The sequence below is a fragment of the Caulobacter sp. CCNWLW153 genome, from assembly GCF_036889365.1.
In the GTDB taxonomy this organism is placed as follows: domain Bacteria; phylum Pseudomonadota; class Alphaproteobacteria; order Caulobacterales; family Caulobacteraceae; genus Caulobacter; species Caulobacter radicis.
In genome coordinates, this window is record NZ_JBAKFV010000001.1 from 681658 (window position 1) to 697825 (window position 16168).

11 protein-coding genes are annotated in these 16168 nt (G+C 70.5%); 7 read left to right on the top strand and 4 right to left on the bottom strand.

Annotation, left to right across the window (positions count from 1 at the left end; all coding sequences use genetic code 11):
• Positions 1 to 35 precede the first annotated feature (35 nt).
• Complete coding sequence (locus V6S85_RS03105; protein ID WP_334348013.1) at positions 36 to 2903, top strand: ATP-binding protein; 2868 nt, start codon at positions 36 to 38, stop codon at positions 2901 to 2903.
• A 12-nt stretch (positions 2904 to 2915) separates the two neighbouring features.
• On the opposite strand, the gene V6S85_RS03110 is transcribed toward V6S85_RS03105, so the two are convergent.
• Positions 2916 to 4223: an MFS transporter gene (locus tag V6S85_RS03110; protein WP_334348014.1), complete on the bottom strand. Its 1308-nt coding sequence runs from the start codon at positions 4221 to 4223 to the stop codon at positions 2916 to 2918.
• Positions 4224 to 4448: 225 nt separating this feature from the next.
• Between V6S85_RS03110 and V6S85_RS03115 the strand changes: the two genes are divergently transcribed.
• From V6S85_RS03115 to V6S85_RS03135, 5 genes are read left to right on the top strand one after another with little or no spacing between them, the layout of a single operon-like run.
• Positions 4449 to 5285 (top strand): VOC family protein, encoded by an 837-nt coding sequence (locus tag V6S85_RS03115; protein WP_334348015.1) that lies wholly within the window; start codon positions 4449 to 4451, stop codon positions 5283 to 5285.
• Between the two features lie 36 nt (positions 5286 to 5321).
• Positions 5322 to 6689, top strand: a complete 1368-nt coding sequence (locus tag V6S85_RS03120; protein ID WP_334348016.1) for an 8'-apo-carotenoid 13,14-cleaving dioxygenase — start codon at positions 5322 to 5324, stop codon at positions 6687 to 6689.
• A gap of 38 nt (positions 6690 to 6727) precedes the next feature.
• Complete coding sequence (locus V6S85_RS03125; protein WP_243410530.1) at positions 6728 to 7159, top strand: putative quinol monooxygenase; 432 nt, start codon at positions 6728 to 6730, stop codon at positions 7157 to 7159.
• A 34-nt stretch (positions 7160 to 7193) separates the two neighbouring features.
• Positions 7194 to 7970, top strand: a complete 777-nt coding sequence (locus tag V6S85_RS03130; RefSeq protein ID WP_334348017.1) for an alpha/beta hydrolase — start codon at positions 7194 to 7196, stop codon at positions 7968 to 7970.
• A gap of 1 nt (position 7971) precedes the next feature.
• The gene (locus tag V6S85_RS03135; RefSeq protein ID WP_334348018.1) at positions 7972 to 8979 is read left to right on the top strand and encodes an aldo/keto reductase; all 1008 of its coding nucleotides are present in this window, start codon (positions 7972 to 7974) and stop codon (positions 8977 to 8979) included.
• A 28-nt stretch (positions 8980 to 9007) separates the two neighbouring features.
• On the opposite strand, the gene V6S85_RS03140 is transcribed toward V6S85_RS03135, so the two are convergent.
• Together V6S85_RS03140 and V6S85_RS03145 are read right to left on the bottom strand one after the other, a co-directional pair.
• The gene (locus V6S85_RS03140; RefSeq protein ID WP_334348019.1) at positions 9008 to 11527 is read right to left on the bottom strand and encodes an ABC transporter permease; all 2520 of its coding nucleotides are present in this window, start codon (positions 11525 to 11527) and stop codon (positions 9008 to 9010) included.
• Entirely contained in the window at positions 11524 to 12213 is a 690-nt protein-coding gene (locus V6S85_RS03145) for an ABC transporter ATP-binding protein (protein ID WP_116565877.1), read from the bottom strand. Before V6S85_RS03145 ends, V6S85_RS03140 begins: the two co-directional genes overlap by 4 nt.
• A gap of 57 nt (positions 12214 to 12270) precedes the next feature.
• On the opposite strand from V6S85_RS03145, the gene V6S85_RS03150 reads away from it, so the two are divergent.
• Positions 12271 to 12915, top strand: a complete 645-nt coding sequence (locus V6S85_RS03150; RefSeq protein WP_116565879.1) for an arylesterase — start codon at positions 12271 to 12273, stop codon at positions 12913 to 12915.
• Between the two features lie 81 nt (positions 12916 to 12996).
• Here V6S85_RS03150 and V6S85_RS03155 read toward each other — a convergent pair whose 3' ends face one another.
• A complete protein-coding gene (locus tag V6S85_RS03155; protein ID WP_165828748.1) occupies positions 12997 to 15990 on the bottom strand; it encodes a TonB-dependent receptor plug domain-containing protein in 2994 nt (997 codons plus the stop codon).
• Between the last annotated feature and the right edge of the window lie 178 nt (positions 15991 to 16168).

The window sequence follows — 16168 nt, forward strand, 5'->3', positions numbered from 1 at the left end:
GGTCGACGAAGCGACCTGGCGGCGCGGAGGCGACTGTGGCTGACGACCACGCCGAACTGATGACGCGATCCTTCGCCTTCGGTCCGTTCCTGCTGCTGCCCGAGCGCCAGCTTCTCCTGGAGAACGAGACGCCCGTGCGGATCGGCAATCGGGCGCTGGGCCTGCTGACGGCCCTGGTCGAGCGCGCAGGCACGGTCGTGGCCAAGCGCGACCTGTTCGCCCAGGTCTGGCCAGACACCTTCGTCGAAGAGAGCAACCTCAAGGTCCACATGGTCGCCCTGCGCCGCATCCTGCGCGAGGAGGCCGGGACGCGCTACATCTCGACCGTGATCGGCCGGGGCTATACCTTCGTCGCGCCGGTCCGGATCGTCGGCAGGTCCGATGCGCCCGTTGAGCGCCCCACCGACAACCGCCGCAGGCACAACCTTCCGGCCAGCGCGACGCGGCTGCTTGGCCGGGCCGCCGCCGTCAAGGCCATCCGCGACGAACTGGGCGAGGCCCGGCTGGTATCGGTGGTGGGGCCCGGCGGCATCGGCAAGACCTCGGTCGCCCTGGCGGTCGCCGAGCAACTGATCGGATCGAACCGCAACGGCGTGTGGCTGGTCGACCTGTCGCCGATCAAGGATCCCACCCTGGTCCCCAGCGTCATCGCCACCGCGATCGGGCTGAGCGCCCATTCGGCCAACATACTCGCGGCGCTTTGCGAGTATCTGCGCCAGCGGGAGATGCTTCTGCTGCTCGATAGCTGCGAGTGCGAGCACATCATCGACGCGGTCGCCGCCTGCGCCGAACGGATCCTGGCCGACGCCCCGGGCGTGCGGATCCTGGCGACCAGCCGCGAGCCGTTGCGCCTGACGGGGGAGCGGCTGCGTCGGCTGCCGGGGCTCGATGCGCCGCCGGCCTCGACAGCGCTTACCGCCGAGGCGGCCCTGGGCTTTCCGGCGGTGCGTCTTTTCGCCGAGCGCGCGGCCGACCGGCTCGAGACCTTCGAACTGGCCGACGGCGACGCGGGCGTCGTCGCCGAGATCTGCCGGAGGCTGGACGGCCTGCCGTTGGCGATCGAGCTTGCCGCCACGCGGATCGACCTGTTCGGCGCGGCCGGCGTGCTGGACCAGATCCGTGATCGGTTCCACCTGCTGATCGGCCAGCGCGCCGGGCCGGAACGGCACCGCACCCTGATGGCCGCGATCGACTGGAGCCACGACCTGTTGTCGGCAAGCGAGCAGGCTGTGCTGCGACGGCTGGCCGTCCTGGCCGGCTCCTTCACCCTGGCCTCGGCCTGCGCCATCGCCGCCGACGAGGCGATCGGCCCGGCGATCGTGGTCGAGGAGCTGATGGCCCTCGTCGAGAAGTCGCTGGTCGCCGCCGAGGCCCGCGATCTCGACGTCGAGTACCGGCTGCTCGACACGACGCGCGCCTACGCCCTGGAAAAGCTGGCCGCGTCCGGGGAGGGCGACGCGGTCGGCCTGCGCCACGCGCGGTATTTCCTCGGCCTGGCCGACCAGGCCAGGCGGGACGCCGACAAGCTTCCGAGGACGATCTGGCTCCAGCGCTACGGCGTCAGGATCGACGATGTGCGCGACGCCATCGGCTGGGCCTCCCGAGGAGCGGACGACGCGGGCCTGCTGGTCAGCCTGACCATAGCGGCGATCCCGTTCTGGGGGCGGCTGTCGCTGCTGGAAGAGAGCCGCGTCGCGGTCGAGCGCGCGTTGGACGGCCGGTTCGAGCCTGTCCGCACCGCGCGGGACGACCTGATCCTGAACCTGACGCACGGGGCGACGCTGCTGCATACGCAGGGGCCGCTGCTGGCGGTGAAGGAGGCTCTGAGCCGGGCGTTGGCCATCGCCGAGAGGCTGGCCGACACGGAATTGCAGCTGGAGTGCCTGCGCGGCCTCGCGGAGTACGAGCTCTGGACAGGGGACTCGCGCTCGGCGCTGGAGGTCGCCGAGAAGATTTCCGGCCTGGAGGGGGCAGGCGGGGCGCCCGCGCCCTCGGATTCCGACGCGCCGGCGGGTTCGGCCCTGTCCTGGCTCGGCGCGCTGGCGGCGTCCCAGCAACGGCTGGAGAAGATCGTCTATCGGTCGTCCAGTCTCGATCACCGGCCAGGCGCCGCGCGCTTCGAGTTCGACCAGCGCCTGACCGCGCGCGGGGCGCTGGCCACCGTGCTTTGGCTGCAGGGCTGTCCGGACCAGGCGGTCGAGGCCGCTCGGGTCCAGCTGGCCGAGGCGGAGGCGTCCACCTATGCGGTTTCGCTCTGCTACGCCCTGGTCCACGGCTCGTTGCCGGTGATGCTGTATGTGCGTGACTACGCGGCCGCCCAGCGTGTGCTGGACCGCGGCATCGAGCACGCCAAGCGGCACGGTCTGGAGATCTGGCGGGCCATGGCCGCCTGTGTGGCGGCGCGGCTGGATCTCTATCTCGACCGGCCCATCGACCTGGAGGCCTATCGCCACACGCTGGCGACGGTGCGCGAGAGCGGCTTTCGGATGCGCTATCCCAACTACCTGACCAACTACGGCGAGGCCCTGGCGCGGCAGGTCGACCTGCGACGCGGCCTGGCCTGCATCGACGAGGCGATCGAGCTGTCCGAAGCCACCGGACAGGTCGTGGGCATACCCGAGATCCTGCGCATCAAGGCCAACGTCCTGCGGCGCGGCGACGCCAGGCTCGGCGACCAGGCGGTCGACTGCTATCTCCGCTCGATCGCGCTGGCCCGGCGCGACGGGGCGCTGTCGTGGGAGCTTCGATCGGCCGCCAGCCTCGTGGAGTTCTGGCGCGAGCGGGGCGGCGACCATGAGGCCGAGGCGATGCTCTCCGATGCGCTCGGGCGCTTCAGCGAAGGCTTCGGGACGGGCGACCTGCGCCGCGCCCGGGCGCTCGTCGAGACGGGGCCCGAGGGCTGACCGCCAGGCGAGCTAGGAGCGAGCCCGGAGCGCCAGCAGGCGAGCCATGGCGGGCGGCCAGATCACCAGCAGCGCCAGCAGGGCCGCGCCCAGGCTGATCGCGCCCATCGCCGATTGCAGCGCGGCCCCGCCGCCGAAGACGCGCTCGGCGATCAGCGGAACGAGCGTGGGGCCAAGACTGATCCCGACCAGGGCGGTGACGGTCAGCGACAACGCCACCGTGGTCGCGCGCATCTCGTTGGGCACGCTTTCCTGCATGACCACGTGGCCGATCACATAGCCGCTGATCGAGCCCAGCGCCCAGACCGCGAAGGCCAGGGCGATCTGCCCGCCGGTCTGGGCCAGCAACGTCGCGACCGCGCCGGCCAGCGCCAGCAGATAGCAGGCCAGCAGCAGCGCGATGCGGGACGGCGCGCCCCAGCGCTGGGCGAGGCGGTCCGACAGCGCGCCGCCCGCCACCGACGCCACCACCCCGCTCGCCGTGAGGGACAGGCCGACGAGGCCGCCCGCCTCCAGCGACGTCATGCCGTGGCTGCGCTGTAGCAGGGTGGGCAGCCAGGCGATCAGCGCATAGTCGCCCACGCCCAGCGCGCCTTTCACCAGGCAGACACGCAGCACCATCCCGTTGTCGGCGACCAGCCGGCCCAGCACGGCGGAAATGGCGATCAGTCCGGCGCTGTGCCGGCGAATGGGCTCGCGGATCAGGAAGAGCAGCGGCAGCAGGACGAAGCCGGGCAGGCCGGCCAGGACCAGCAGTTGCCGCCATGGCGCGAGCGTGGCGATCCCGGGCGCCCAGGCGAACCATCCGCCTTCGATCCAGCCGAGCACCACGCCGCCGATGAACAGCGCCGAGCCGGCGCCGAAGGTCGCGCCCAGCGAGAAGACGCCCAGCGCCAGCCCCCGTCGTCGCGGCGAGAAGCAGTCGACGATCAGCGAGGCGGCCGCCGGCGCCAGCGCCGCTTCGCCCAGGCCTACGGCCACCCGCGCCGCCAGGAAGCTCCAGAAGTCGCCCGCCAGGCCGCAGGCGATCGTGGCGGCCGACCACAGCGCCAGGCCGCCGGCGATCAGGTTGCGCCGGTTGACGCGGTCGGCCAGACGTCCGGCCGGAAGACCGGCGAGGGCGAAGATCACCGCGAACCCCGCCCCCTGGAGCAGGCTGACGCGAAAGTCCGTGAGCCCTAGATCGGTCCGGATCGGATCGACCACCAGGTTGATGATCAGCCGGTCGGTCAGCGACAGCAGCAGGGCGGCGCAGAGCAGGGCGACGGCGCGCCAGCCCGCCGCCGTCGATCCCGCATCGTCGTCCCTCTCTTCGCTCATGGCGTGATGATTGCCCATGATCCCGGCCAAGCTCCAGCGGTCCTTGCGCCTGCTTAGGGCCGTCGCGGGACCTCTCGAAGTTAAGCGGGGTTAAGGCGGGACCTTGCGAGCTCCAGATGCCCGCTTAACCGCGCTTAACTCGCCAACCGACGGCCTCGGACCGATGATCTTGAAAGAGGGGGCTGACCCTTCGAACGATCGAAATCAGGAACGAGGAGGCCGACGATGAGCGAGCAGAACGAACCGGCTTCCGCCGGTCTGGAGCGCCGCGAGGTGCTGCGCGCCGCCGCCGGCGCGGTCGCCCTCGGCGCGGTCGCCGCGCCCGCCGCCGCCCAGGAGACGACCCGGGTCCGCGCTGGCCGGATCGCCGGCGGCTCTCTCGGCGCGCGGCTCCAGGGCGTGCAGCACTTCGGGCTGACGGTCCAGAACATGGATCGCGCCTTCGCCTTCTACACCGAGGTGCTGGGCGGCACGGAAATCATGCGCGACGGCGACTTCCAGGGCGAGCGCATCCACATCACCTTGCTGACCGCCGAGGAGATCGAGGCGCGCGAGCGGCATGTGAACCCGCGCGCCAGGGGCGTGCCGGACCTGCGCGGCGGGACCCAGCGTCTCGACGTGCGCTTCGTACAGTTCGACAACGTCGTGATCGAGCTCCTGCAATACCGCGACGCCGACCAGCCGATGGGCGGTCCCAACGCTTTCGCCGAGCCGCTCGACCACATGAGCCCGGCCTTCCCTCGGATGATGCACATCTGCTTCCACATCCGCGACGACGCCGACTTCAACGTCTTCATCCGCGACCTGGAGGCCGAGGCGGCGCGCCGGGGCATGACGCAGGTGCGGGCCAACCGGGTGCTGACGGTCGCGTCGGAAGCCGACCGCAAGGCCGCGCCGCTGGACGCCAACTCCAACGGGATCACCGAGGGCAAGTCCGCCGGCTGGCGGCTGATCTACTGCCGGGGCCCGGAAGGCGAGCAGCTCGAGTTCGTCCAGGCGCTGGGGCCGGTCAAGAAGACCTTCGACGACGCCCTGGCCGCGCGCCACGCGTCGGTGGGGTGACGGCGGTTCAACCTGATCACGCCAGGGGAGGCGGCGATGCTGTTCACCGAAGCGGCCGGCAAGGCCAGGAACCTGCCGGACAATCCCTACATCACGGGTGTCCACGCGCCCATGACCGAGGAACTGACGCTGAGGGACCTGCCCGTCACGGGCGCGATCCCTGCCGCGCTCACGGGCCGGTATCTGCGCATGGGGCCCAACCCGATGGCGCCCAATCCGGACAAGCATCACTGGTTCGCGGGCGACGGCATGATCCATGGCCTGCGCCTCGAGGGCGGCCGGGCGCTCTGGTACCGCAATCGCTGGATCCGCTCGGACGCCGTCGCCAAGGCGCTGGACGAGCCGCGCACGCCTGGTCCGCGCCACCTGTTCGACACCGTCAACACCAATGTGGTCGGGCATGCGGGCAAGGTGCTGGGCGTGGTCGAGGCGGGCAGCACGCCGGTCGAGATCGGCGATACGCTGGAGACCCTGCGCTACACCGACTTCGGCCAGACCCTGAAGGGCGGCTTCACGGCCCACCCCCATGTCGATCCGCTCACGGGCGAGATGCTTGGAATCTGCTACGACGCCAGCAAGTGGCGCTCGCTGCGCTACGTGGCGCTAAGCCCCGAGGGCATGATCCGCCGCGAGGTGCGCATCCCGGTCCGCCATGGCCCGATGATCCATGACTTCGCCTTCACCAGGCGCTTTGCGATCATCCTCGACCTGCCGGTGACCTTCTCGCTGACGGCGGCGATCACCGGCCATCACTTCCCGTATCGCTGGAACGAGACCCATCCCGCCCGGATCGGGCTCCTGCCGCGCGAGGGCAGGGCGGGCGACATCACCTGGCTGCCGGTCGATCCCTGCTTCATCTTCCACGCGGCCAACGCCTATGACGCCGCCGACGGCACGGTGGTCCTCGACGTCGTCGTCCACGACAAGATGTTCTGGCGGCGCACCTCGGGGCCGGACTCCGAGCGCTGCGCCTTGGAACGGTGGATCCTCGATCCCGCCGCCGGGACGGTGGAGCGGATCGTCATCGATCCCACGCCCCAGGAGTTTCCGCGCCAGGACGAGCGCCGGCTGGGGCAGGCCTATCGCTACGCCTACACCATGGGGCTGGTCGACCCGTTCCTGGGGACCTGCCTCTTCAAGCACGACCTGGTGGAGGGCGGGCGGCTGACGCACGACTTCGGGCCTGATCGTCACCCCTGCGAGTTCGTCTTCGTCCCGGCCCATGCGCAGGCCGGCGAGGATGAGGGCTGGCTGATCGGCTTCGTCATCGACGCCGCCACAAGGACGACCGATCTGGTGATCCTCGACGCCCGCAGGTTCGAAGCCGCCCCCGTGGCCAGCATCCACCTGCCGCACGTCGTTCCGCCCGGCTTCCACGGCAACTGGATCGCCGGCGCGGACTGAGATCCGATCCCTTCCGCAAAACCCTCAGGAGACCTGTGATGCGCCTGCTTTCGGCCAATCGTCTGGTGCTCGTCATGCTGCTTTCGGCCGGCGCGAGCACGGCCTCGGCGGCGGTCGCGCCGCCCGCGGCCCCGCAATCCACGGGCGTCCACTACGCCCAGATCCCCGGCGAGGCCTATGCCGTCGTCGCCCGCGTCCAGGCCAAGGCCGGCAAGGAGCAGGCCCTGCGGGAGGCGACCCTGCCCCTGATCGCCAAGGTCCGCGCCGAGCCCAACAACCTCGTCTACTTTCTGCAGGAAGACCGCGAGAAGCCGGGCCACTTCGTCTTCTACGAAATCTTCGCCAGCCAGGCCGATTTCGAGGCCCACAACGCCACGCCCCATGTCCAGGCCTGGTTCGCCAAGCTTCCGGAGCTGGCCGAGGGCGGCGTGCAGGTGACGCGCATGGAGATCCTCGGCCGCGGCCGCTGAGGCGCGGCTGTCCGACGGACCAAGGAGACAACGCATGAACCAAGTTCTCGCCGCCGTGGCCGCCGCGGTGCTCGGCTCGACGGCCATCCCCGCCATGGCCGGCCAGGGCGACAGGCCGGGAACGATCGTCCTTGTCCACGGCGCCTTCGTCGACGGCTCGGGCTGGGCCGAGGTCCACAGGATGCTCAGCCGGGACGGTTACAAGGTGGTCGTCGTCCAGAACCCGACCACCTCGCTCGGCGAAGACGTGGCGGCGACCCGGCGCGCCATCGCGGCCGCCGAAGGCAAGGTGGTGCTGGTCGGCCATTCCTATGGCGGCGTGGTCATCACCGAGGCGGGGTCCGACCCGAAGGTGTCGGCCCTCGTCTATGTCGCGGCCTTCGCGCCCGACCAGGGCGAGTCCGTCGCCTCGATCATCGCCCAGGCGCCGCCAGGGGCGCCGGCCCTGCCGATCCTGCCGTCTGCCGACGGCTTCCTGCTGCTGGACCGCGGCAAGTTCCCCGCGGTGTTCGCGGCGGACTTGGCGCCCGAGGTGGCGCGCTTCATGGCCGACTCCCAGCAGCCCTGGGGCGCGCAGGCCCTGGAGGGCAAGATCACCGCGGCCGCCTGGCGGACCAAGCCCAGCTGGTATCTGGTCGCCAAGGACGATCACGTGATCCCGCCGCCAGCCCAGCGGATGATGGCCCGGCGCGCCGGGGCGAGCGTGCGCGACGTCGCCGCCAGCCATGCGGTATATGTTTCCCAGCCCGGCGTGGTGGCGTCCCTGATCGAGGAAGCGGCCAGCCGGTCGGCCGCCAAGGCGGAGAGATAATATGGCGCTCAAGGACATCCTGCCCGGCAAGCTGGGCTTCGGCGCCGCGCCGCTCGGCAACATGTTTCGCGACATCCCCGAAAGCGAGGCGCTGGCGACGGTGGAGGCCGCCTGGGACGACGGCATCCGTTACTACGACAACGCGCCGTTCTACGGGGCGGGTCTGGCCGAGATCCGCATGGGCGAGGCGCTCGCGGGCAAGCCGCGCGGCGACTACGTCATCAGCACCAAGGTCGGCCGGGTCATCCTGGACGAGGTCGAGGACGTCAGCACCCGCGACCTCGGCGAAAAGGGCGAGGTCTTCAAGTACGGCCGCCCAAACCGGATCGTGAACGACTACTCCGCGGACGCGACCCTGCGGTCGATCGAGGACAGCCTGAAACGTCTCGACACCGACCATATCGACATCGCCTTCGTCCACGACGTCGCCCAGGACTTCTACGGCGACGAGTGGCTGGGAGTCTTCGAGACCGCGCGCAAGGGCGCCTTCAGGGCCCTGGACCGGTTGCGCGACGAGGGCGTGATCAAGGCCTGGGGGCTGGGCGTCAATCGGGTCGAGCCGATCGAGCTGCTGCTGGCCCTCGACGAGCCGCGCCCCGACGGCTTCCTGCTCGCCGGGCGCTATACGCTGCTCGACCACGGCGCGGCGCTTCAGCGCGTGATGCCGGCGGTGGCCGGGCGCGGCCTGGGCATCGTGGTCGGCGGACCTTACAGTTCGGGCGCGTTGGTCGGCGGTCCGAACTTCGAGTACGCCCCCGCCACGCCCGCGATCCTCGACAAGGTCGCCCGGATCAAGGCGATCGCGGACAGTCACGGGATCAGCATGAAGGCCGCGGGCCTGCAATTCGCGCTCGCCCATCCGGCGGTCGCGGCTGTCATTCCGGGCGCCAGCCGGCCAAGCCGCCTCGCCGAGGACCGCGCGGCCCTGGAAGAGCAGGTCCCGCCGGACTTCTGGGCCGAGCTGTCCCAGGCCGGCCTGGTCGATCCGGGAGCGCCGCTGCCTTCGTGAGCTGATCGGCCGCCGCCTGTCCTGGCGGCTAGTCGCCCCTCAACACCGGCGCGGGGCGTTGAGAGAGCGCCAGGCTGGCGGCGATCAGCCCGCCCAGCGTCGCCAGGCCGGTCGCTCCCGCAAGCAGGACCAGCACCCCGCTCCAGTCGACGCTCCAGCTGGCTTCGAAGACCTTGACCACCACCGGCCAGGCGGCGGCGAAGCCGAACAGCACGCCCGCCGCGCCGGCGATCAGGCCAACCGCGCCGTACTCGATGACATAGGCGACCAGGATCTGGGCGCGGGTGGCGCCCAGGACCTTCAGCGTCGCGGCCTCGCGGGCCCGGGCGCGCGCGCCGGCGGCGATCGCGCCGGCCAGCACCAGCAGGCCGGCCAGGCCGGCGACGGCCGCGGCGCCGCGAACGGCCAGGGCCAGGCGGTCGAACAGGGCGGCCGCGGCGTCCAGCTGCTCGCGGACGCTGATCACGTTGACGGTCGGAAACGCCTCGCCGAGCTTGCGGGTCAGGGCCGCCTCCTGGTCGCGGCTCGGCCGGGCGATCGCGACGCTGCGCAGTTCCGCGCCCTGCAGCGTCGAGGGATTGAAGATCAGGTTGAAGCTGGGCCCGAAGCCGCCGAAGTCGATCTTGCGCAGCACCGCGATCCGCGCCTCGATCTCACGGCCCAGCACCAGCACGGTTATCATGTCGCCGACCTTGAGGTCCGCGGCCTGGGCGATCTCGGCGCTCAGCGCCACTTGCGGCGGACCGGCGTCGTTGGCGGTCCACCAGCGGCCGGAAACCACGCCGGCGTTCTTAGGCTCATTGGCCAGCAGCGACAGGCTGAGATCGTTGTCGAAGGCCCAGCGCTCGGACGCCTTGATGGCCTTGGTGTCGACCGCCTTGCCCTTGAGGGCGATGACCCGGCCCGTGGCGAAAGGCATGCGCAGATAGGCGTCCTCGCGCAGCGGGCCCGTCACCCCCGCCACCGCGGCGTCGAAGGCCGCTGCGCGGTCGCCGGGAATCTCGGTGAAGACCATCGCCGGGGCGGTTCGCGGGGCCACGTCGCTGACCTGGGCCAGCAGCGCCGACTGGATCAGCACCACGCAGGCCAGCAGGGCCACGCCCAGGCCGATGGCCGGACTGGCGGTCCGCGCCGCCGAGCGTGGCCCGGCGAGATTGGCCAGGCCCAGCTTCATGGGGCCGCGCGTCATGCCTCGCGCCTTTCCCGCCAGCCAGGCGGCGGAGCGGCCCAGAGCGGCCAGCAGGCCGAAGGCGACCGCGACGCCCGCGATCATGATCCCCGCCGCCAGCGGGGTCGGCGCGGTGGCGACGGCCAGGGCGGCCAGGCCCAGGCCCGAGACGGCCGCGCCGATGGTCTCAAGGCCCAGCGGCAGGCGGGCCTTGGTCGCCCGGCGGAACAGGGCCGAGGGCGGCGTGACGCGCGCTCGCGCCAGCGGCAGCAGCGAGAAGGCGGCCGCCGCCAGGATCCCGAACAGGCCGGCCTTGGCCAGGGGCCACGGATAGACCTTGAACAGCGCGGGGATCGGCAGGCTGGAACCGGCCAACTGGCCCAGGACCAGGGGTGCTGTCGCCCCGATCACGAGGCCGATCGCCACGCCCAGCAGGGCCAGGACCGCGATCTGGATCAGGTGCAGGTCGCGGATCAGGCCGCTCTCGGCGCCCAGGGCCTTCAGCACGGCGATGGCCGGCTCGCGGGTCGACAGATAGGCGGAAACCGCGCCGGCCACGCCCAGGCCCCCGGCCACCAGCGAGGCCAGGCCGATGAAGCCCAGGAAGTACTCCAGCTGGTCGATCAGACGTCGGGCGCCCGGCGCGCTGTCCAGGCGGTCCCGGACCCGCAGGTGCGAGTCCGGCAGCGCCGCCTGCACGGCCTTGCCGATGGCGCGCGGGTCCTGGTTCGGCGCCAGGGCGATGCGCACGGTGCGTCCGGACAGGCCGCCGGGTTCCAGCAGGCCGGAGCGCTCGAGGACCTCGCGGCGGACCAGCAGGCGCGGCGCCATCGAGAAACCGCGCGACAGGCCGTCGGGTTCGCTTATCAGCCTGGCCCGCACGACCAGGGTCAGGGGGCCGGCCTCGAACCGGTCGCCGATCTTCAGGTGCAGGCGGTCCAGCAGCGCCGGCTCGACCGCCGCCCCGGGCAGGCCATCGTGATCGGCCAGCGCGGTCGAAACGTCCGGCGCGCCCTCCAGCGTCACCGCGCCGGCCAGCGGGAAGCGCGCGTCCACGCCCCGCAGGCTGACCAGGCGGCGCTCGCCGCCGGGGGCCTGGGCCATGGCGCGTGCCGAGGCGGTATAGGTCGTGACCCCCAGCTTGTCGAAGGTCGCGCGCTCCTGGGCGGTGAAGTCGCGGTTCTCGGCCGCGAACGACAGGTCGCCGCCGAGGATTTCTCGGGCCTGGCCGGCTAGGCCCTGGCGGAAGGCCTCGGCCGTCGAGCCGGCGGCGGCGATGGCGGCCACGCCCAGCGCCAGGCAGGCCAGGAAGATGCGGAAGCCGCGTACGCCCGAACGCAGTTCGCGGGCGGCCAGGCGGAAGGCGAGGGGAAGGCTCACGAGGCGACGCGCCCGTCGGCCATCCGCACGATGCGGTCGGCGCGGGTGGCCAGGGCAGGGTCGTGCGTGACCATGACGAGCGCCGCCCCGACCTCGGCCACGAGGTTGAACATCAGGTCGGCGACGGAGGCGGCCGTGGCGCCGTCGAGGTTGCCCGTCGGCTCGTCGGCGAACAGCAGGGCGGGGCGAGCGGCTAGGGCGCGGGCGAGGGCGACGCGCTGCTGCTCGCCGCCCGACAACTGGTGGGGATAGTGGGTCAGGCGGCCGGAAAGGCCCACCCGGCCCAGCCAGTCACGGGCCTTGGCCAGGGCGTCTTTCGCTCCGGCGATCTCCAGGGGCGTGGCGACGTTCTCCTCGGCGGTCATGTTGGGCAGCAGGTGGAAGGACTGGAAGACCAGCGCCGCCCGGCCGCGCCGCAGGCGGGCCCGGCCGTCCTCGCTCAGCGTCGCCAGGTCCTGGCCAAACAGCCGCGCTGTTCCCGCGGTCGGCTCCTCCAGGCCGGCGCCGACCGCGATCAGCGACGACTTGCCCGAGCCCGAGGGCCCGACCACGGCCACGCGCTCGCCGGCGTTCACCGTCAGGTCGACGCCCCGCAGGATGTTCACCGGACCCGCGGCTGAGGGCAGGGTCAGGGCGACGGCGCTCAGGGCCAGGGGGGGAGCCAGGGGCGAAGCGTCGTCGAGCATGGTGTTTCCTGAGAAGCCGGTCCTTGTTCGGCCGGCAGTCAGCCTACATAGGAAGGCATGAGCCTGACCGCACAGCGTTTTCCAAGTCGTCGTCGTTTTTTGCTCGGCCTGGGCCTGATGACCCAGATCGCCGCCGCCCCGAAGCCGCCGATCGTCACCGTCCTGGGCGACTCGATCACGGCGGGCCTGGGCCTGCCGGCGCGCGACGCCATGCCCGCGCAGTTGCAGGCCGCGCTGGGACGGCTGGGCGTGTCGGCGATCGTCCGCGCGGCCGGCGTTTCGGGCGACACCAGCGGCGGCGGGCTGGCGCGGGTGGGGTTCAGTGTCGCGCCCGACACCCGGGTCTGCGTGGTCGCCCTGGGCGGCAATGATCTGCTGCAAGGTGTCGAACCCGCCCAGACCAAGGCCAACCTGCGTGGCATACTCCAGAAGCTGAAGGCGCGGAGGATCGGCGCGGTCCTGGTCGGCGTCGGCGCGCCGCCGGCCATCGGGGCGTCCTACGCCCGCGAGTTCAACGCCGTCTATCCCGGCTTGGCGCGCGAGTTCGGCGTGCCGCTCTACGCCAACATCCTGGCCGGGGTGAACAGGAACGCCGCCCTCATGCAGCGCGACGGCGTCCATCCCAACGCGGGCGGGGCCAAGCGGATCGGCGAGGCCCTGGCGCCGATCGTGGCCCAGGCGCTGAAGGCGCGCGCGAGCTAGATCCTTGAAGGCAGGCGTCCTGGCGCAATAGAAAAGGGGCGGCGCTAGCGCCGCCCCTTCCTGTTTCGATCCTTCGCCGTACTAGAAGCGACGGGTCAGGTTCACGAACACTTGGCGACCGATGTAGTCGTACTGGGTCGCGAAGGCGTAGCTGCCGACGCGGCCGTAGCTGTAGTTGCCCTTGTCGGCCAGGGCCGGCGAGACCTTGGGCGGGTCTTCGTTGAAGACGTTGCTGACGCCCACGATGCCTTCCCAGGTGTCGGTCTGATAGCGGACCGACAGGTGGTGGTACCACATGGCCTCGGCGTGGTTCTTGGCTCGATAGGCCGAACCCTGCGGGGTCGTGTAGTTCGACGGCGGCGAGAGGTCGGTGCCGAACTGGTACTCGTAGTTCGACTGACGGCCCACGAACTCGGTCGACCAGGTGAAGGTCAGGTCGTTCCAGCGGTAGCGGGCCTGGGTGTTGCCCACCACGGCCGGCTCGCCGATCAGGCCGTTGAAGTCGTCGGTGTTGCCGGGGAACAGCTCCTGGGTGTCTTCCAGGGTCCAGCTGAACTGGGTTTCCAGGGTGAACTTGCCCGGGCCGACGTCACGCGAGTAGCGCGTCGTCAGGTCGATGCCGCGGCTGGTCTGGCTGACGATGTTCCGGAAGCTGCCGTCGATCTCAGTGATGCCGAGATAGGTCGGGGAGGTCGGATCGGTGTCGCGGGTGAACAGGTCGCAGAACGGGTTGTTCGGGAAGTCGGCGGCGGCGTAGCACTGGCCGACGACGGCCGCGCCGTTGCTGGTGACCTGGTCGTTGACCTCGATCTCGTAGTAGTCGATCGCCACGCTCAGGTCGGCGAATTCCGGCGTCCAGACGAAGCCGGCGCTGAAGGCCTTCGACTTCTCGGGCTTCAGGTTCTGGCCGCCGCCCGTGATGATGAAGACCGACGGATTGGCGCCGCTGTAGTTGCCGGGGATGCCGGCCGCCTGACAGTTGGCCGCGATCACCGGGTTGACCACCGAGGTGCCGTCGCCAGCCCAGCGGATGCAGGGGTCGACCGAGGTCTGGCTCAAATAGCCGCCCTGGTTGCCCAGGAAGCGCTCGAACAGCGCCGGGGCGCGGAACGAGGTGCCGTAGCTGGTGCGCAGGCGGTACTCGTTGGTCAGCTGCCAGTTCAGGCCGGCCTTGTAGGTCGAGTTCGAACCGTAGGAGTCGTAGTCCGAATAGCGGCCCGACAGGTTCAGGGTCAGGGCTTCGAACGCCGGCAGGCCCTTCAGCAGCGGGGCTTCCAGCTCGCCGTAGGCTTCGGCGACGCTGTCGTCGCCCTTGGTGCGGTTGGCGGTGGCCAGGTTGTAGAAGTTCTGGTTGGCCAGGTTCTCGCCCGGCTTGTCGTCCAGTTCGTCACGACGATAGGAGACGCCGAACGCGCCGGCCAGCTTGCCGGCCGGCAGGCTCAGGATGTCGCCCGAGATCTGACCTTCGACGATGGTCTGGGTGTAGTTGGTGACGCCGTTCTCGGTCAGCTTGAGATAGGCGTAGTCTTCCGGCGTCAGGTTGCCGGTGCGCAGCACCTGGTCGGAGAACAGGTTCACCGGACGGCAGCCGGCCGGCGAACCGGGCGGGCAGATGCCGTCGAAGGTGAAGGTGTTGGCCCAGTCGCCGCCGATCGAGGCCAGGAACAGCTCGCTGTTGATGCCCGTCAGCGAATACTTGCCGCGGTTCTTCGAGTAGCTGACATAGGCGTCCCAGTCCCAGCCCGTCAGGAAGCCCAGGCCTTCGCCGAACTTGCCGCGTAGGCCGGCCAGGCCGCGGAACACCTGGACGTCCTGCTTGAAGACATAGGGCGTCAGGACCAGCGACTGCGGGATGAAGGTGTTGGCGGGAATGCCGCCGCCGCAGTTGAAGGGGTTCACCGAGCAGGGGGCGGTTTCCCAGATATAGGGGAACAGCTGCTGCACGTTGGTCTGCGACGACTTGCGCTGGTGGCCCAGGAATTCGCCGTACAGTTCACCGAACTTCAGGTCGTACTGGCCTTCGGCGTAGAGGGTGTAGCGCTTGACCGGCGAGATGAAGTCCGACGCCGCGTCGAGGGCGTTGACCGAGTCACGGTCGTTCAGCGGCGCGAAGCGGTAGCCCGGCAGGTTCGGGTCGGCGGCGGCGGCGGCCCAGTAGGGCTGGTTGGCGGCGTAGGCCGGGCCGTCGGTCGAGATGCGCGCGCGGCTGCCGTAGAAGGCGCCGTTCGACAGGCTCACCGGGATGTAGTTGAACAGCGCGCCCGAGGCGCCGAAGCACTTGAAGGTGCCGGTGTCGACGTCGATCCAGTCGTTGCGCGCGCCCGTGGTCGGGTTGAACGTGTACTGCTCCTGGCAGTTCAGGTCCTTGCGGTCGCCGAATTTCAGGGCCTTCTGCTCGTAGTACTGGCCGCTGATCAGGAACCGGCCACGGTCCAGCACTTTGCCGTAGGCGCCGCTGAAGGTGTACTCGTTGCCGCCGTCGCCGCCGCCGCCGAAGCGGCCCGAGGCTTCCAGCCGGCCGCCGTCGAGGTTGGTGCGGGTGATGACGTTGACCACGCCGGCCACGGCGTCCGAGCCGTAGATCGACGAGGCGCCGTCCTTGAGGATTTCGTACCGCTCGACGATGGCGTCGGGCAGGATGTTCAGGTCAACGGCCGCGACGGCGCCCTGGGTGCCGGCGGGCGGCAGACGGCGGCCGTTCAGCATGACGAGGGTGCGCTGGTCGCCCAGGCCGCGGATCGAGATGGTGTTCACGCCGCCGCCGCCGTTGACGACGAAGCCGGTGAACTGGTTGTTGATCTGGGTCGAGCCCGCGGCCACCGAGGCGCTCTGCAGCACTTCGGTCGGGTTGATCATGCCGGCCAGCGACGAGCTTTCGCTGGTGATCACCTGCACCGGAGAGACGCTGTTGTACTCGGTGCGCTTGATGCGCGAACCGGTGACGATCAGTTCGTCGACTTCGGTGCCCTCGGCCGGCGGGTTGGTGGATTGAGCGAATGCAAAGCTGGGCGTCGCAGCCGCGGCCATCAGGCCGACGATCATGCTCGTTCCCAGCAGGAACTTACGTTGCAACATTTCTACTCCCCTCGAGCCCCTGACTCGGAAAACGGCCCGCATCGCTATGCCCTCTGCGGCGCCACCTAGAGTAAGGCTCGGGGATTCCATCCGCGCAACGGCGGTTGCTGAAATGATGCGCATTCTTGCGAAAACCGTTACAGCATGAACACACTTCGGACATGTTGATGCGTCGGCG